Here is a 16,134-nt window from a genome sequence, read left to right as displayed (position 1 = left end):
GGGTCCGGTTCGGAATGTCGTGTCGGTCGGGATCAGAGGGCTTCGGCACCGGCGATGATCTCGATCAGCTCGGTGGTGATCTGGGCCTGGCGGGAGCGGTTATACTGCAGCGTCAGGGCGTTAATGAGGTCGCCGGCGTTGCGCGTGGCGTTGTCCATCGCCGCCATCTGCGAGCCGAAGAAGCCCGCCTGGTTCTCGTACAGGGCGGCCAGGATTTGGGTGGTCAGGTTGCGCGGCAGCAGGGTCTCGAGGATTTCCTCTTCCGAGGGCTCGTACTCATAGACGGCGCCGTTCAGGTCGATCGGCTCGGCCTCCGCGCCGACCACGGCCGGGACCAGCTGGTTGGCGGTCGGGACCTGGCTGATCACCGACTTGAAGCGGCTGTAGAACAGGGTGACGACGTCGGCGCGGCCGGCCTCGAACTCCTCGGCGATCATCTCGGCGATCGGCTGGGCGGCCGGCAGACCCAAGGTCTTGTGCTCGCTCAGCTCGAAGGTCTTCACCACGCGGGCGCCGAACAGCCGGGTCAGCTGGTCGCGCGACTTGCGGCCTACGGCGATGATCTGGACGTCCTTACCGTTGGCGATCAGCTCCTTGATGCGGTCGCGGGCGGCGCGGACCACATTGGTCGAGAAGCCGCCGGCCAGACCCTTGTCGGCCGTGGCCACCACAACGAGGTGCTTCTGGTCCGAGCCGGTGCCGGCCAGCAGCTTGGGCGCGCCGTCGCCGGACACACCCGCCGCCAGATTGGCGATAACCGCGGCCATGCGCTCGGCATAGGGCCGGGCGCTCTCGGCCTGATCCTGGGCGCGCTTCAGCTTGGCCGCCGCGACCATCTGCATGGCCTTCGTGATCTTCTGCGTGGCTTTCACGCTTCCGATCCGATTGCGCATTTCCTTGAGGCTGGCCATCCGGCGCTACTCTCTCAGCTTTCCGTGGTCAGGGCTCAGGCGAAGGTCTTGGTGAAGTCGTCCAGGACGGCCTTCAGCTCGGATTCCAGCTCGGGCGTCAGGTCCTTCTTGGTGCGGATGCCGTCCAGCAGGCCCGGCTTGGAGGACTTCACCCGCGCCAGCAGCTCGGATTCGAAGCGGCCGATGTCGGCCACGGCGATGGCGTCCAGATAGCCGCGGGTGCCGGCGTAGACCGAGATGACCTGCTCTTCCATGGTCAGCGGGCTGTACTGCGGCTGCTTCAGCAGCTCGGTCAGGCGCGCGCCGCGGGCCAGCAGCTTCTGGGTCGAGGCGTCCAGGTCCGATCCGAATTTGGCGAAGGCGGCCATCTCCCGATACTGGGCCAGCTCGCCCTTGATGGTGCCGGCGACCTTCTTCATCGCCTTGGTCTGGGCCGAAGAGCCCACGCGCGACACCGAGATGCCGACGTTCACGGCCGGGCGGATGCCCTGATAGAACAGGTCGGATTCCAGGAAGATCTGGCCGTCGGTGATCGAGATCACGTTCGTCGGAATGTAGGCCGACACGTCGTTGGCCTGGGTCTCGATCAGCGGCAGGGCGGTCAGCGAGCCCGAGCCGTTGTCCGCGTTCAGCTTGGCCGAACGCTCCAGCAGGCGGCTGTGCAGATAGAAGACGTCGCCCGGATAGGCCTCGCGGCCCGGCGGGCGGCGCAGCAGCAGCGACATCTGGCGGTAGGCGACCGCCTGCTTCGACAGGTCATCATAGACGATCAGGCCGTGCATGCCGTTGTCGCGGAAATACTCGCCCATGGCCGTGCCCGAGAAGGGGGCCAGGAACTGCAGGGGCGCCGGCTCCGACGCCGTGGCGGCGACGACGATGGTGTATTCCATCGCGCCCGCTTCCTCGAGCGTCTTGACGATCTGGGCCACGGTCGAGCGCTTCTGGCCGATGGCGACGTAGATGCAGTAGAGCTTGGCGCTCTCGTCGTCGGTGGCGTTGACCGATTTCTGGTTCAGGATGGTGTCGATGGCGACAGCGGTCTTGCCGACCTGACGGTCGCCGATGATCAGCTCGCGCTGGCCGCGGCCGACGGGGATCAGGGTGTCGATGGCCTTCAGGCCCGTCTGCATCGGCTCGTGAACCGATTTGCGGGGAATGATGCCCGGCGCCTTGACGTCCACGCGGCGGCGCTCAGTGAACTGGATCGGGCCCTTGCCGTCGATCGGCTCACCCAGCGGATTGACGACGCGACCCAGCAGACCCTTGCCGACTGGCACGTCCACGATCTCGCCCAGACGACGGACCTCGTCGCCCTCGGCGATCTGGCTGTCCTGGCCGAAGATCACGGCGCCGACGTTGTCGCGCTCCAGGTTCAGGGCCATGCCCTTCACCCCGGCCTTGGGGAATTCGATCATCTCGCCGGCCTGGACATTGTCCAGACCGTGGATGCGGGCGATGCCGTCGCCGACCGACAGCACCTGGCCGACGTCGGAAACGTCGGCTTCAACGCCGAAGTTGGCGATCTGCGACTTGAGGATGGCCGAGATTTCAGCGGCGCGGATGTCCATGACTGGCTCTTTCGTCTTGGTCTGATCGGAGCGGCGGAGCCGTCCGGGGCGTCAATTCAAAGGCGGTTAGGCGCGCTTGAGCGCGAATTTCATCTGGTCGAGCTTGGTCTTCAGCGAGGCGTCGTAAAGCTTGGAGCCCACCTTGACCTTCAGGCCGCCCAGGATCGACGGATCGACCCGAGCGGTGAGTTCGGGATCGCGACCGCCCAGCGCCGCGCGCAGGGCCGTCTTGATCTTGGCCATCTGGCCGGCGTCCAGCGCCTGGGCTGAGACCAGCTCGGCGGCGACCACGCCGGTCTTCTTGGCATAGAGGCGCTCAAAGCCGGCAATCACGGCGGTCAGATCACCGGAGCGGCCGTTCTGGGCCAGAAGACCCAGGAAATTGCGGGTCGTCGGATTGAACTTCGCCTTGTCGGCGATGGCGACCAAACCCTTGCCCTGATCATCGTCCGAGATGACCGGTGAAGTGGCCAGGCGACGCAGGTCGGCGCTGTCCTTCCAGGCCGCGGCCAGAGACTTGAGATCGGCGCGAACAGCCTCGAGCGCGCCCGTCTCGTCGGCGAGATCGAACAGCGCCTGTGCGTACCGGTCGCCGACTTCCGTCGTCCTGAAATCCATGGCCACGTATAAAAGTCCGCTGTGAGCGTCTGGGTCGCGACCGGCGGCGGAATCTCCGCGCCAGCCAAGCCTCTGAAATGCTGAATGAAAGCACGCTAGCGACAGTTCCTCTCGGAACCGTCCTCGCCAAGGCGGGCGCCTGATAGCACGGGGTCCGGCCCATCGCAACCGAGGCGGCGCGTCGCAAGGACGCGGGCCGGCGGGGCTTTATTCAGCGGCGGCGCAGTAGGATGGTGACGTTCGTCTCCTTCTGATCAGGCCATTATGTCCCTCCGCAGCGCCCTCCTCCTCGCCGGCATGTTTCTTGTGGCCTGTTCACCCGAGGCCCAGAGCGAACCGCCGGTCGCGGCCAGCCCCGCCTCCCGCGAATTGGCGGCCCAGCCCGGTCCCGCGGCGATCGGCCAGGAAGCCCCGCCGATCCGGGTGATGAGCTACAACATCCGCGTCGCCCTGGCCCAGGACACGCCCAGCTGGCCCGAGCGCCGGCCCCATCTGGCCGCACAAATCCGGCGGGTCGATCCCGACATTCTCGGCGTTCAGGAGTCCAAGCGTCAGGTGGTCCGCTGGCTGGGTCGCCAGCTGCCCGGCTTCGAGAGCTATGGCCTGGGGCGCGACGACAGTCGCACGGCCGAGAGCGCCACCTTGTTCTGGCGAACCTCTCGCTTCGAGGCGCTGGAGCGCCAGACCCTGTGGTGCTCGCCGACACCGGACCGGCCGTCCAAGGGATGGGATTCGGCCTATCCGCGCACCATCACCCGCGTCCTGCTGCGCGACCGCGCCGATGGCCAGCTGTGGGACGTGCGCAATACCCATTTTGATCACGAGGGCGAGGAGGCGCGGCTTCAGTGCGCCCGCATTCTCGCCGACCTGCCGGTGGCCGACGGCGCGGTCGAGGTCGCTCTGGGCGATTTCAACACCGGACCCGGCACCGCCCCCTATCGCCGTATCGTCGAGGGTGGGCTGGCCGACGCCCGGCGAGTCAGCCCGCGTGTCGCGGGGCCGGAGGGCACCTTCAACGGCTTCGACATCCGCCGCACGGACGGCGAGGCGATCGACCATATCTTCGTCGGCGACGGGGTGGAGGTGCTGAATTTCTCGACCCTGACCGACTCCTTCGATGGCCGGGTGATCTCGGATCATTTCCCGCTGGTGGCCGAAATTGAGGCCGAGGATTGAGCGACCGCCGGCCACGATGTCGCATCACGGGCGCTTGATCGGAACGGCCAAGCCTCCTAGCGCTTACCGACGCAGCCTTATGCGCAGGAACCCACGATGCTCGACAGCATAATCCCTCTTCTCTCCGACCCCGCCGCCTGGGCCGCCCTCATCACCCTGATCGTGATGGAAGTGGTGCTGGGCATCGACAATCTGATCTTCATTTCGATCCTGTCGAACAAGCTGCCGCCCGAGCACCGCTCGCGCGTGCGCCGCATCGGTATCGGACTGGCGCTGGTGATGCGCCTGGTTCTGCTGTCGACCATCGCGTGGATCGTCACCCTGACCGCGCCCATCTTCACGGTCATGGGCAACGAGTTCTCGTGGAAGGACGTGATCCTGATCGCCGGCGGCCTGTTCCTGATGTGGAAGGCGACCAAGGAGATTCACCACTCGGTCGATCCTACCCCGTCGGACAACGACGTTCTCGACAAGAAGGCGGTAGTCATCAACAACGCTGGGGCTGCGATCTTCCAGATCATCCTGATCGACCTGGTGTTCTCGATCGACTCGATCCTGACCGCCGTCGGCATGACCGAGCACCTGCCGATCATGGTCGTCGCCGTGCTCGTGGCCATCACCGTCATGCTGCTGGCGGCCGACCCGCTGGGCGATTTCATCGACAAAAACCCGACCGTGGTCATGCTGGCCCTGGGCTTCCTGCTGATGATCGGCATGGTGCTGATCGCCGAGGGCTTCGGCGCCTATGTGCCCAAGGGCTACATCTACGCCGCCATGGCCTTCTCGGCGGGGGTGGAGATCCTCAACATGTGGAGCCGTCGGGCCGAGACCAAGCGGCAGAAAGCGACGACCCTGCGAGCCCAGGCCGACGCCGCCGAGCAGAAGGCGCGCGCCGCCGAGGCCGAAGCCGCCAACGAACCCGCCTGACGCATGGCCCGCGCCTGGGCCGCCTTGATCGTAGTCGCCGGCCTTGCGGTCGGCGGCTGCGCCTCGGCTCAGGGCATGGCCCCGGCCGGCCCGATCGCCGCGGCGCCCGCGTCCGAGGGGCCCGCGCCGGTTCAGACCTATGAAGTGGTGCGGCGCTATCCGCATGACCCCACGGCCTTCACCCAGGGCCTGATCTATCGCGACGGTCTGCTCTACGAATCCACAGGCCAGTATCCATCGACCATCCGCCGCGTGCGGCTGGAGGACGGCGTGGTGCTGGAGCGGCGCGAGCTCGCCACCGTCTATTTCGGCGAGGGCCTGACCTACTGGGGCGACCGGCTGATCAGCCTGACGTGGCGCAGTCAGACCGGCTTTGTCTGGGACATCGACACCCTGGCCCCGATCACCGGCTTCACCTACCCCGGCGAGGGCTGGGGCCTGACCCAGGACGGCCGTCGCCTGATCATGAGCGACGGCACGGCCGAGCTGCGCTTTCTCGATCCCGAAAGTCTGGCCGAGACGGGTCGGGTCACCGTCACCGACGACGGTCGCCCCGTGGTCGATCTGAACGAGCTGGAATGGATCGATCCCGACGGCTCGGGGCCCGCCCCCGGCGAAGTCTGGGCCAATGTCTGGCAGACCGACCGCATCGCTCGCATCGACCCTCAGTCAGGCCGCGTTCTGGCCTGGGTCGACCTGACCGGCCTGCTGCCACCGGATCAGCGCGATCCGCTGGACGACGTGCTGAACGGCATCGCCTGGGACGCCGAGGGCCGTCGCCTGTTCGTCACCGGCAAGAACTGGCCTGCGCTCTTTGATATCCGGGTAGTGGATCAGGCGCCCGTGGCGCAGGCGGCCGGATCGCCGGACTGATAGCCGCGACGCAGCCAGGCGACGCGCTGATCCGACGTGCCGTGGGTGAAGCTTTCCGGGCTGGCCCGCCCGCCGGTCAGGGCGTCGTCGCCGATGGCGGCGGCGGTGTTCATGCCTTCCTCGAGGTCGCCCGATTCCAGCGCCACCTGGCCGCCCGAGACGGCGGCGGCGTTGGCGGCCCAGACCCCGGCGTAGCAGTCGGCCTGCAGCTCCAGCGCCACCGAGGCGGCATTGGCCTCGCCTTGGCTTGACGCATTCTGCTGCGCCTGGCGGGTCCGACCCGAAGCCCCATTCAGGGTCTGGACGTGGTGGCCGATCTCGTGGGCGATCACATAGGCCTGGGCGAAATCCCCGCCCCCGCCCAGCTCCTGCAGCTGTCGCCAGAAGCCGAGGTCCAGATAGACCGTCTGATCGGCCGGGCAGTAGAACGGCCCCATCGCCGCCTGGCCGTAGCCGCACTGGGTGCCGGTGCCCTGTTCGTAGAGGACGATGTTCGGAGCACGGTAGCCGGGCATGGCCTGAGTCCAGACATCGGAGACATTGGTCCCGATCACATCGACGAACTGGCCGGCCTGATCCTCGGGAGTGCCGACCTCGCCCTGCTGCTGGGTCGCGCCGCCCAGACTGGACGCCACCTGAGTCGTGGTCTGGGGATCGATGCCGAAGACGAAGTAGCCGATCAGCCCCAGGATGGCGACGCCGATGCCGCCCCCCGCCATCGCGCCGCCGCCCATCCCGCGCCGGTCTTCAATCCCGCCACCACGCCGTCCGCCCTGCCACCGCATGTCCGATCCTCCCAGAAAGCGAGGCCGTAACGTCGCAGGGGGCGGAAGGGATGCCTGCAAGGTCGTGAGTGGTGAGTCGTGAATCGTGAATGCGGGCGCGTCCTACTCACGACTCACCAATCACGACTCACGATCACTGCATCCCCGCCCGCACCTCGGCCCTCAGGGCGTCGATGGAGCGCAGGCCGGTGTCGGATTTGAAGCGCCAGTAGGTCCAGCCGTTGCAGGCCGGCGCGTTCTCCAGCAGCGCGCCCAGCTTGTGGATCGAGCCGGTCAGGTCGCCCGAGATCAGCGAACCGTCGGCCCGGACCCGCGCCTCGCGCTCGCCCCTGGGGCAATACAGGCTGTCGCCGGGCCGCAGCAGCCCGGCCTCGACCAGGGCGCCGAACGGCACCTTGGGCTCGGACTTCTTGGAGCCCATCACCTTGAGATCGTCGGGCGAGGCCGGGATGACCTCGGCGATGCGGCGCTCGGCCAGGGCGGCATAGGTCTCGTCGCGTTCGATGCCGATGAACTTGCGGCCCAGGCGGCGCGCCGCCGCCCCGGTGGTGCCCGTGCCGAAGAAGGGGTCCAGCACGACGTCGCCCGGTCGGCTGGCGGCCAGCAGCACCCGGTGCAGCAGCCCCTCGGGCTTCTGGGTCGGGTGGGCCTTGCGGCCGTCGGCGTCCTTCAGCCGCTCCTCGCCGGTGCACAGCGCCAGCGTCCAGTCCGAGCGCATCTGGACGTCTTCGTTGAAGGCCTTCAGCGCGTCGTAGTTGAAGGTGTAGCGCTTCTGCTCGCGGCTCTTGGTCGCCCAGATCAGGGTCTCGTGCGCGTTGGTGAAGCGCGTGCCCTTGAAGTTCGGCATCGGATTGGACTTGCGCCAGATGATGTCGTTCAGCACCCAGAACCCCAGGTCCTGGACCGCCACACCGAGCCTGAAGACGTTGTGGTAGCTGCCGATCACCCAGATCGAGCCTTCGTCCTTCAACACGCGGCGGCATTCCGTGAGCCAGGCGCGCGTGAAGGCGTCGTACGTGGCGAAGCTGTCGAACTTGTCCCAGTCGTCGTCGACGGCGTCGACCCTGGAATTGTCCGGCCGGGTCAGGTCTCCGCCCAGCTGCAGATTATAGGGCGGGTCGGCGAAGATCAGATCGACCGACCGGTCGGGCAGTCCACGCAGGGTCTCCACGCAGTCGCCGCGCAACACCACATCGGTCTTCAGGTCTGTCATCACGCCACGAGGCCCCGCCAAGCTTGAGACCCGATTGGTGAATCATCGCGGTTAAGGAGCGGTTGAGAGAGCGCCCTGCCCGCACACCAGGCAGTCGGGATCGGCCGCCACCGCCACCGTCCGCGCCGCGCCGGACAGGCCGTCGACGATCATCATCCGGCCGCTGAGAGGCTGGCCAGCGCCGGTGATCCGCTTGACGGCCTCCAGCGCCGCCAGCGTCCCGACCACCCCGGCGATGGCGCCGACGACGCCGGTGCGGGCGCAGGTCTCCGCGTCGGTCGGCGCCTCTGGGACGAGGCAGCGATAGCAGGGTCGGCCCTCGAACACCGCCACCTGGCCGCTCCATCGACCCAGGGCGCCGGACACCAGGGGAACGCCCGCCGTCACGCAGGCCGCGTTGACCGCATGGCGCACGGCGAAGTCGTCGGTCCCATCCAGCACCAGGTCATGCTCGCCCACGCGATCCGCCACGGCCTCGAAGGGCTGGGCCACGGCCTCGATCTCGACGTGCGGATTGAGCGCGCCCAGCCGCTCGGCCCCCACCTCGACCTTGGGTCGGCCGACGTCGGCGGTAGCGAACAGCACCTGGCGCTGAAGGTTCGACAGGCTGACGATGTCCGGATCGACCAGGGTCAGCCGCCCCACGCCCGCCGCCGCCAGATACTGCGCCGCCGGCCCGCCGACCCCGCCCAGGCCGACGATCATCACCCGCGCCGCCTTCAGCCGCTGCTGCCCCGGCCCGCCCACCTCGGCCAGCACCAGATGCCGGGCATAGCGCTCGATCTCGTCATCGGAAAAGGTCACGGAAGGAGTTTAGCAGGTGGAGGCGTGAAACGGACTCTTTGGATCTCCGCACTGGGTGGGAAGCGGAACTACCGCTCTGTGCGTCTACACAGAGCCCAGCGTACGAAGAGCCATTGGATGCCGACGAAGCTGAGGACTGCCACTATCAGGGTCGGCCAGAAAAACAGGTCGGCGAGTTGGGTGCAGGTTTCGCCGGCGTCGATCTGGGCGTCGCTCAGGACGCAATGAGCCATGACCAAGGCACCGAGGACCATTACGGTCGCGGTCCAGAAGGCCGCCGTTATGACGCAAAAGCCGATGGCCGCTCCGAGATAGCGCATCACGCCTCCTGCCCCATTATCAGGGTTGGCGACCGACATCCTGACCTTGGACCTTGCATCGGCGCAACGTCCGCTATGGGTCGGAAGCGGACTTGAGAGCCGATGCCTGATTGAAAGCGGGTGGTGGTCGGCCGCTTGGGATGGTTTGATGGGGCGCATGGGTGATGGTCAAGACCAACACAGACGTGCGAGCGGCTACTTTTTAGTCGGCTTGGGCGCTCCCATAGCAGCGGCCTTCATCTATCCATTCATTGGCGGGAGGCGTGGACGCGGTCCGCTGATCGAATGGCAGGCGTTGTCAGCGCAAGAGCTGGCCATCTTCGCGGTTGGAGCGGGCGCAGGCATCGCGATGATTGTCGCAGGCACCATCATCTTGAAGTGGCGCTGAACGTCCGCAACGGGTCGAAAACAGTCACCGCTCCCCCTCCCTAAACCGGCAACGCCAGCTCGAACACCGTGCCCCTCGGCCCCGTCTCGATCAGGTTGAGCACGCCGCCGTGGTTGGCGGCCAATTCTCGGGAGATGGTCAGGCCGAGGCCCGCGCCCTGGCCGCCACCGGAGACGAATGGCTGGAACAGGCGTTCGGCGAGGCGGTCGGGGATGCCCGGCCCATCGTCGGCGATGCGCAGGATCAGCCGGTCGTCCGAGGTCTTGGCCGTGACCCGGACCACGCCCCTGCCCTGGCGGCGGACATCGGCCTGGATGGCCTGGCGGGCGTTCTTCATCAGATTGACCAGGATGCGGTGCAGCTGGTCGGCATCGGCGTGGATGGTGGCGCGGGCCGGCAGCTTTTTCTCCAGCCGCACCCCGTCGCGCTCCAGCCCGGCGTCCTCGGCCGCGGCGCTGAGGGCGGGCCCAAGGGGCAGGCGCGCCAGCACCGGCGGCGGCTCTTCTGATCGGCCATAGTCCAGGGTGTTCTGGGCCAGGGCGGCGGCGCGGTTCAGGGCGCGTTCGAGACGCGGCAGGGCCTTGGCCACATTGGGATCGGCCGATGCGGCCAATCGCTCAGAAGCAAGCTGGGCCGACGTCAGCATGTTCCGGAGGTCGTGGTTGATCTTGGCCACCGCCTCGCCCAGCGCCACCAGCCGGGCGCGCGAGCGCAGGGCGCCGCGCACCTCTTCCTGCATCCGGTCCAGCTCCTCCTCGACCCGACCGATCTCGTCGCGGCGGCCCGAGGGGGCGACGGTCGAGGGCGCCTCGGGCTCGGCCCGGAACCGCTCGATCGAAGCCGTCACCCGCCGCATTGGGGCCAGCACCAGATAGGCAAGGGCCGCGTAAAGCGCCGTGCCGGCCAGGGCCGAGATCAGCAGCGACAGCAAAAGGCTCTGCAAAAGGAATTCCCGCAGCTCGGCCTTCAGCGGCTGCACCGGGGCGATCACTTCGATGAAGTCGCCGGAGCGATACCGCGGCCGCGCCATGACCCGGATCGACCGGTCGTCGGGACCCAGCAGCGTGCGCCACGGATCCAGGGTGCGCGCCACCCAGTCCGACTGCCTCAGGTCGATGAAGTCCGGCGCGCGGCTCAGCGTCGGCGCCTCGAGCAGCAGCCGCCGCACGCCCTGTTCGCCGACCGCGATGGCCTGGACGCCGCCGATCTCGAGCAGCTGGCGGGCGGTGTCATCCTCGACCTCGGAATAGGGCAGGGCCTCGACCCCAACGGAGGCCGCCTCGGCCACTCGCACCCGATCGAGCAGCCAGCGCTCATGGAAGGAGGCGGCCGAGGGCGCCACGATCAGGGCCTCGACCACGACCGCGAAAACCCCGGTTAGCAGCAACAGACGCGTCGACAGGCCGGCGGGGGATCGAAAGCGCGGCCGCGACAGCCGCAGGCGCGGGCGCATGTCCTTCACCCGGTCGCCGGCCAGCCAAGGCGCGCGCCGCCCGGCGGCGTCCTCCGCGTCCGTCAGCGTGTCCAGACCGCGCTCGCTCATGCCGGCGCCGCCCCGCGCCGCTTGCGCCACAGGCGAAAGGCCAGGGGCAGCACGATGGCCAGCAGCGCCACGCCGGCCAGGGGCAGGGCGAACTCACGCATCAGCGATGTGAGGTCAGGATCGGCATCCCGGGCCAGCACCTCCGAAAGGCCCGACCCGATCCAGCAATAGATCACGTGGGCGGGCAACAGCCCCAGAAATGTAGCGCCGAGATACGGCCGCAAGGGGGCGGAGATCACCCCGGCCGCCAGGTTGATCAGGTGGAAGGGCACGGTGACCACCAGGCGCGCCGCCAGCACATAGGAGAAGGTGTCGCGGTCGACGCCCTCGCATATCTTCTGCAGCATCCCGCCCTGGTTGGCCTCCGCCTTCTTCCGCAGGCTCTCGCCCAGCGCGGTGCGCGCCACATAATAGATCACGGTGGCGCCGAGGGTCGCCGCCAGGGCGGTGGCCACGCCGCCCACCCACGGCCCGAAGAGATAGCCGGCCGTGATCGTCAGGAAGAAGACGCCGGGAACCACGCTGGCCGTCGCCAGCGCGAAGATCAGAACCAGGGCCAGCAGGCTGAGCGCATAGTTCTCACGCGCGAATTCCCGCAGCGCGCCGCCATGCTCCCTCAGGGTGTCGAGCGAGAGATAGCGGTGCCAGCCCATGGCGAAAATCAGCCCGGCTAACGCCAGGATCACGATCAGGGGGATGAACCGGCCGAAGTTGCGCATCTCGCTCCAGGAACGCAGGCGCGGCGTTGACAGACGCCGACCTTTCGACCTATACGCCCGCCTCCCGCGACGGACCGCCTTGTCCGCCGCACTTTTTGTATTGGAGCCGACCGTGAAGCGGACCTACCAGCCGTCCCGACTCGTGCGCAAGCGCCGTCACGGCTTCCGCGCGCGCATGGCCACCAAGAATGGCCAGAAGATCGTCGCGCGCCGTCGCGCCAAGGGCCGCAAGAAGCTGACCGCCTGATTGGGCTTCAGCTCGCCCCGCCTCTGCGAGGGCTTGTGACCGACGAGATCGTCAAAATCAGACGCCTGACATCGCGGCCCCAGTTCCTGGCGGCCGCGAAAGGCGTTTCAAAGGCCTATGGCGCCGTCGTGGTCCAGCGCCTGGACCGGGCGGATGGCGATCAGGCCATAGGCGTCGGCTTCACGGCGACGCGCAAGGTCGGCGGCGCCGTGATCCGCAACAGGTCGAAGCGCCGTCTGCGCGAGGCCGCGCGCACCCTCATTCCCAAGCATGGCGTGCCCGGCAGCGACTATGTGTTGGTGGCGCGCCAGGGGACGGCCGACCGCGAATGGCTCCGTTTGCTTGACGACGTACGCTCCGCCCTTACAAGGCTCGCCGGCGCGCTCCATTCTCCGGGTGCGGCACACGCCGCGAAAGATCGCGCCCCCTCCGACACGGACCGCTAAGCTCCAATGCAGCAAGACAACGCGCGCAACACGATCCTCTTCATCGTGATCACGGTGGCGATCCTGATCGGCTACCAGATGCTGGTGCTCCAGCCCCAGGCCGAACGCCGCGAGGCGATGCTGGAGGCGCAGGGCGCGACCCCGGCGGAGAAGGCCGCCGAGGGCACGGTGCTGCGGCCCGAGGGCCCGGTCTTCACCGACCGCCGAACCGCCCAGGCCGCCGGACCTCGCGTGCCGATCGAAACCCCGACGCTGCGCGGATCGCTGTCGCTGCGCGGCGCGCGCGTCGATGACCTGTTCCTGACCAGCTACGACGAAACCCTGGACAGCGACACGCCAGTCGAGCTGTTCCGGCCCCAGGGGACCGAACACGCCTATTTCGCCCAGTTCGGTTGGCTGGGACAGAATATCGCCGGCGGCGTCCCGGGGCCCAACACCGACTGGACCCTGACATCGGGCGAAACCCTGACGCCGCAGACGCCCGTCACCCTGGTCTGGGACAACGGGGCGGGCCTGCGCTTCACCCGCGTTATCTCGATCGACGACCAGTATATGTTCTCGGTGGCGGACACCGTGGCCAATCTGTCGGCCGATCCGGTGACCCTGGCCCCCTACGGCGTGGTCGAGCGGCAGGGTGTGCCCGAGGACCTGGGACGCCAGTTCATCCTGCACGAGGGCGCCATCGGAGTGATGGGCGACCGGCTGAAGCTGGAAAAGTACGGCGACTGGGTCAAGGAGCCGCGCATCGATTACGCCTCGACCGGCGGATGGCTGGGCATCACCGACAAATACTGGCTGGCGGCCATCATTCCCGACCAGACCGACGCGGTCGACGCGCGTCTGACCGTCGATGAGGTCGGCGGCGCCAACCTGCACCAGGTGCAGGTGATGAGCGAGGAGGTGACGATCCAGCCCGGTCGCCAGATCGTCGAAACCCAGCGCCTGTTCGCCGGCGCCAAGCGCGCCGAGATTCTTCGAGGCTACGAATCCAGCCTGGGCGTGCCTAAGTTCGACCTGGCCATCGACTGGGGCATGTTCTGGTTCCTGACCCGGCCGATCTTCCTGATCGTGGAGTTCTTCTACGGCCTGGTCGGCAATTTCGGCGTGGCCATCCTGCTGCTGACCGTCGTGATCAAGCTGATCATGTTCCCGCTGGCCAACAAGAGCTACGAGAGCATGTCGAAAATGAAGATGCTCCAGCCCAAGATGGAGGAGCTGAAGGCCAAGCACAAAGACGACCCCGCCAAATTCCAGCAGGAAATGATGGGGCTGTACCAGAAGGAGAAGGTCAATCCGCTGGCCGGCTGCCTGCCCATTCTGGTTCAGATTCCGGTCTTCTACGCCCTGTACAAGGTGCTGTTCGTCACCATCGAGATGCGCCATGCGCCCTTCTTCGGCTGGATCCGCGACCTGTCCTCCCGCGACCCCACCAACATCTGGAACCTGTTCGGCCTGATCCCCTGGGACCCGGGCCAGACCCCGCTGATCGGCGGCCTGATCGGCGTGTCGGCGACGGGCATGGGCGGGTTCACCCTGTCGCTCAGCGTGCTGGCCATCGTCTACGGTTTCACCATGTGGCTGCAGATGGCCATGAACCCGCCGCCGCCGGATCCGGTCCAGCGCCGGATCTTCGGCCTGATGCCGATCGTGTTCACCTTCATCATGGCGCCGTTCGCGGCGGGCCTGCTGATTTACTGGACCTGGAACAACATTCTCTCGATCATCCAGCAGTATTTCATCATGCACCGCTTCAAGGCGGATAACCCGATCGACAACCTTCTGGCGCGTTTCCGGAAGGCTTGAGGGGTTGCATTGGGGGCGGCATGGACGACTTCACCGACGAGGAAATCGAAGCTGCCCGCGTGCTGTTCTCGCGCCGCGCCGAGTTCGTCATGGGCGCGGCCAAGATCGAGCAACTTCCCGAGCCTGACCGGCCCGAGGTCGCCTTCGCGGGCCGGTCGAACGTCGGCAAGTCCAGCCTGATCAACGGGCTTGTGGGCATGAAGGCCTTGGCTCGCGCCTCGACCGAACCGGGGCGGACGCGCGAGGTGAATTTCTTCTCCCTGGACGACCGCATCCGCCTGGTCGACCTGCCCGGCTACGGGTGGGCCAAGGCGTCAAAGACCGAGGTTAGGAAGTTCCAGAACCTGGGGCGCGACTACCTGCGCGGCCGGGTCACCCTGTCGCGGGTCTACCTCCTGATCGACGCTCGCCACGGTCTTAAACCGGTGGATGCGGAGGCTCTAGACGCCCTCGACCTCGCTGCCGTCAGTTATCAGATCGTCTTGACCAAGGCCGACAAGATCAAGCCAGCCGAGGCCCAGCGCACCGCCGAGTCCACACTCAAGGCCATCGCCAAACGGCCCGCCGCCTACCCTGCGGTCGCCGTGACGTCATCCGAAAAGGGAACCGGCCTCGCTGAGCTGAGGGCTGCGATCGCCCGTGCGACGGGCGTGCTCGCCGACTGAGGTGGGGCGAGACGCCACACCGCGAGCGACACCGGACCGGCGATCCGCGGAACGAGGGTTGGTGTGGGGACGTTTCAGCCACTTCGCATACGGAGGTTCACGATGCGTCGTTCGATCTGGCTCGCAAGTGTCGCGGTCGCCCTTATGGCGGCGGCTCCCGGACTCGTTCAGGCTCAGCCTGAAGGCAAGGGCCGTGATCGCGATCGCGGCGGGGCGGAGCGGGGCCCGCCCGGGAAGGGCGCGGACCGGGACCGCGGCGAAAGGTCGGCCCGCGGCCCGGACCGGGAGCGCGAGGATCGCGGAGGACGGGCGGAGCCGCGACGCGAGCGTCCGGAAGCTCGAGGCCGCGATAACGACGCCGGCAAGTGGGCCGAGCGCCGGGACAGGGAAGGCGAGCGACGGGCGCGCGAGGCCCTGAGACCGCCGGGCAAGACGGCGGATCGGGATCGCGGCGATCGGGATCGCGGAGACCGGGACGGTCGGGACCGCCGCTATGACCGGGACGACGGCCGGCGACTGGTCTGGCTTCGCCGCGAGCCGGATCGGCGCATGATCGACGGATGCCCGCCCGGCCTCGCCAAGCAGAACCAGTGGTGCCTGCCGCCCGGCCAGCTTCGCCAGATCGCGCGCACCCGCTACGAGCGACCGCGCTACGACTACGTCTGGCGTTCATACCGTGACGAATGGGACTACCGCTACGGCGACGGCTATCTCTACCGGTATTCGCCTCAGGGTTCTCTGCTCGGCTATATCCCGGTTCTGGGGGGCGCCCTGTCGATCGGCTCGGCCTGGCCGGGACAATATGACTGGCAGCCCGTCCCGGAATATTACGGACGGTACTACGGGCTCGGTGACAGCTACGATTATCGGTTCAGCGACGGCGTGGTTTACGGAGTCGATCCGCAGACCCAGGCGATCCAGACCATCGCCGCCCTGCTTACAGGCCAGGATTGGACCGTGGGGCAGCAAATGCCGACAGGCTACGACGTCTACAACGTCCCGTATCAATACCGGGATCGCTATCGAGACGGTCCGGACCGCTGGTACCGCTACGACGACGGCTATGTCTATCAGGTCGATCCCAACACCCGATTGATCCAGACAGCCATTCAACTGCTGGCCTGAGGG

18 protein-coding genes are annotated in these 16,134 nt (G+C 67.4%); 9 read left to right on the top strand and 9 right to left on the bottom strand.

Annotated features, from left to right (window positions below):
• Positions 1–32: 32 nt before the first annotated feature.
• The 3 genes from EES48_RS00465 to EES48_RS00455 form a co-directional block, all read right to left on the bottom strand.
• Positions 33–911, bottom strand: coding sequence for a F0F1 ATP synthase subunit gamma (locus EES48_RS00465; protein WP_122464424.1), 879 nt, complete (start codon positions 909–911; stop codon positions 33–35).
• Between the two features lie 35 nt (positions 912–946).
• Positions 947–2,479, bottom strand: a complete 1,533-nt coding sequence (gene atpA, locus EES48_RS00460) for a F0F1 ATP synthase subunit alpha (RefSeq protein WP_122464423.1) — start codon at positions 2,477–2,479, stop codon at positions 947–949.
• Between the two features lie 66 nt (positions 2,480–2,545).
• Positions 2,546–3,103: a F0F1 ATP synthase subunit delta gene (locus EES48_RS00455; protein WP_122464422.1), complete on the bottom strand. Its 558-nt coding sequence runs from the start codon at positions 3,101–3,103 to the stop codon at positions 2,546–2,548.
• Between the two features lie 258 nt (positions 3,104–3,361).
• Here EES48_RS00455 and EES48_RS00450 point away from each other — a divergent pair, with 258 nt between their 5' ends.
• From EES48_RS00450 to EES48_RS00440, 3 genes are all read left to right on the top strand, one after another.
• Positions 3,362–4,273 (top strand): endonuclease/exonuclease/phosphatase family protein, encoded by a 912-nt coding sequence (locus EES48_RS00450; protein ID WP_240623166.1) that lies wholly within the window; start codon positions 3,362–3,364, stop codon positions 4,271–4,273.
• A gap of 96 nt (positions 4,274–4,369) precedes the next feature.
• On the top strand, positions 4,370–5,200 hold the full coding sequence (locus tag EES48_RS00445; RefSeq protein WP_122464421.1) for a TerC family protein: 831 nt from the start codon (positions 4,370–4,372) through the stop codon (positions 5,198–5,200).
• A gap of 3 nt (positions 5,201–5,203) precedes the next feature.
• On the top strand, positions 5,204–6,073 hold the full coding sequence (locus EES48_RS00440; RefSeq protein WP_240623165.1) for a glutaminyl-peptide cyclotransferase: 870 nt from the start codon (positions 5,204–5,206) through the stop codon (positions 6,071–6,073).
• Here EES48_RS00440 and ypfJ read toward each other — a convergent pair.
• From ypfJ to EES48_RS14690, 4 genes are all read right to left on the bottom strand, one after another.
• The gene (gene ypfJ / locus EES48_RS00435; RefSeq protein WP_122464420.1) at positions 6,034–6,858 is read right to left on the bottom strand and encodes a KPN_02809 family neutral zinc metallopeptidase; all 825 of its coding nucleotides are present in this window, start codon (positions 6,856–6,858) and stop codon (positions 6,034–6,036) included. The genes EES48_RS00440 and ypfJ overlap by 40 nt on opposite strands.
• A gap of 133 nt (positions 6,859–6,991) precedes the next feature.
• Positions 6,992–8,071, bottom strand: a complete 1,080-nt coding sequence (locus EES48_RS00430; protein WP_122464419.1) for a site-specific DNA-methyltransferase — start codon at positions 8,069–8,071, stop codon at positions 6,992–6,994.
• Between the two features lie 51 nt (positions 8,072–8,122).
• Positions 8,123–8,875 (bottom strand): HesA/MoeB/ThiF family protein, encoded by a 753-nt coding sequence (locus EES48_RS00425; RefSeq protein WP_122464418.1) that lies wholly within the window; start codon positions 8,873–8,875, stop codon positions 8,123–8,125.
• 68 nt (positions 8,876–8,943) lie between these two features.
• Positions 8,944–9,195, bottom strand: a complete 252-nt coding sequence (locus EES48_RS14690; protein ID WP_162997942.1) for a YccF domain-containing protein — start codon at positions 9,193–9,195, stop codon at positions 8,944–8,946.
• Positions 9,196–9,220: 25 nt separating this feature from the next.
• On the opposite strand from EES48_RS14690, the gene EES48_RS14685 reads away from it, so the two are divergent.
• A complete protein-coding gene (locus tag EES48_RS14685; protein WP_162997941.1) occupies positions 9,221–9,583 on the top strand; it encodes a hypothetical protein in 363 nt (120 codons plus the stop codon).
• A 40-nt stretch (positions 9,584–9,623) separates the two neighbouring features.
• Here the strand turns inward: EES48_RS14685 and EES48_RS00410 are convergent, their stop codons facing one another.
• Together EES48_RS00410 and EES48_RS00405 are read right to left on the bottom strand one after the other, a co-directional pair.
• Positions 9,624–11,126, bottom strand: a complete 1,503-nt coding sequence (locus EES48_RS00410; RefSeq protein WP_240623164.1) for a sensor histidine kinase — start codon at positions 11,124–11,126, stop codon at positions 9,624–9,626.
• Positions 11,123–11,845: a TVP38/TMEM64 family protein gene (locus EES48_RS00405; RefSeq protein WP_122464415.1), complete on the bottom strand. Its 723-nt coding sequence runs from the start codon at positions 11,843–11,845 to the stop codon at positions 11,123–11,125. Before EES48_RS00405 ends, EES48_RS00410 begins: the two co-directional genes overlap by 4 nt.
• Before the next feature lie 112 nt (positions 11,846–11,957).
• Between EES48_RS00405 and rpmH the strand changes: the two genes are divergently transcribed.
• The 5 genes from rpmH (at position 11,958) to EES48_RS00380 (ending at position 16,131) form a co-directional block, all read left to right on the top strand.
• On the top strand, positions 11,958–12,092 hold the full coding sequence (gene rpmH / locus EES48_RS00400) for a 50S ribosomal protein L34 (RefSeq protein ID WP_122465063.1): 135 nt from the start codon (positions 11,958–11,960) through the stop codon (positions 12,090–12,092).
• Positions 12,093–12,127: 35 nt separating this feature from the next.
• A complete protein-coding gene (locus tag EES48_RS00395; RefSeq protein WP_122464414.1) occupies positions 12,128–12,538 on the top strand; it encodes a ribonuclease P protein component in 411 nt (136 codons plus the stop codon).
• A gap of 6 nt (positions 12,539–12,544) precedes the next feature.
• Positions 12,545–14,341 (top strand): membrane protein insertase YidC, encoded by a 1,797-nt coding sequence (yidC, locus tag EES48_RS00390; RefSeq protein WP_122464413.1) that lies wholly within the window; start codon positions 12,545–12,547, stop codon positions 14,339–14,341.
• Positions 14,342–14,361: 20 nt separating this feature from the next.
• Positions 14,362–15,006 (top strand): ribosome biogenesis GTP-binding protein YihA/YsxC, encoded by a 645-nt coding sequence (gene yihA / locus EES48_RS00385; RefSeq protein WP_122464412.1) that lies wholly within the window; start codon positions 14,362–14,364, stop codon positions 15,004–15,006.
• Positions 15,007–15,108: 102 nt separating this feature from the next.
• Positions 15,109–16,131 carry a hypothetical protein gene (locus EES48_RS00380; RefSeq protein ID WP_122464411.1) on the top strand — a complete coding sequence of 341 codons (1,023 nt, stop codon included), beginning with the start codon at positions 15,109–15,111 and terminating at the stop codon, positions 16,129–16,131.
• Positions 16,132–16,134: the final 3 nt, after the last annotated feature.

Source organism: Brevundimonas lutea (genome assembly GCF_003704105.1).
Taxonomy (GTDB): Bacteria; Pseudomonadota; Alphaproteobacteria; order Caulobacterales; family Caulobacteraceae; genus Brevundimonas; species Brevundimonas lutea.
This window is presented reverse-complemented; position numbering and strand designations above follow the sequence as displayed.

Coding starts and splice junctions, on each gene's coding strand:
- EES48_RS00430 (WP_122464419.1), bottom strand. CDS start 8,071: ATGACAGACCTGAAGACCGATGTGGTGTTGCGCGGCGACTGCGTGGAG.
- EES48_RS00450 (WP_240623166.1), top strand. CDS start 3,362: ATGTCCCTCCGCAGCGCCCTCCTCCTCGCCGGCATGTTTCTTGTGGCC.
- yihA (WP_122464412.1), top strand. CDS start 14,362: ATGGACGACTTCACCGACGAGGAAATCGAAGCTGCCCGCGTGCTGTTC.
- ypfJ (WP_122464420.1), bottom strand. CDS start 6,858: ATGCGGTGGCAGGGCGGACGGCGTGGTGGCGGGATTGAAGACCGGCGC.
- EES48_RS00465 (WP_122464424.1), bottom strand. CDS start 911: ATGGCCAGCCTCAAGGAAATGCGCAATCGGATCGGAAGCGTGAAAGCC.
- EES48_RS00405 (WP_122464415.1), bottom strand. CDS start 11,845: ATGCGCAACTTCGGCCGGTTCATCCCCCTGATCGTGATCCTGGCGTTA.
- EES48_RS00410 (WP_240623164.1), bottom strand. CDS start 11,126: ATGAGCGAGCGCGGTCTGGACACGCTGACGGACGCGGAGGACGCCGCC.
- EES48_RS00380 (WP_122464411.1), top strand. CDS start 15,109: ATGCGTCGTTCGATCTGGCTCGCAAGTGTCGCGGTCGCCCTTATGGCG.
- EES48_RS00445 (WP_122464421.1), top strand. CDS start 4,370: ATGCTCGACAGCATAATCCCTCTTCTCTCCGACCCCGCCGCCTGGGCC.
- EES48_RS00440 (WP_240623165.1), top strand. CDS start 5,204: ATGGCCCGCGCCTGGGCCGCCTTGATCGTAGTCGCCGGCCTTGCGGTC.
- yidC (WP_122464413.1), top strand. CDS start 12,545: ATGCAGCAAGACAACGCGCGCAACACGATCCTCTTCATCGTGATCACG.
- atpA (WP_122464423.1), bottom strand. CDS start 2,479: ATGGACATCCGCGCCGCTGAAATCTCGGCCATCCTCAAGTCGCAGATC.
- EES48_RS14690 (WP_162997942.1), bottom strand. CDS start 9,195: ATGCGCTATCTCGGAGCGGCCATCGGCTTTTGCGTCATAACGGCGGCC.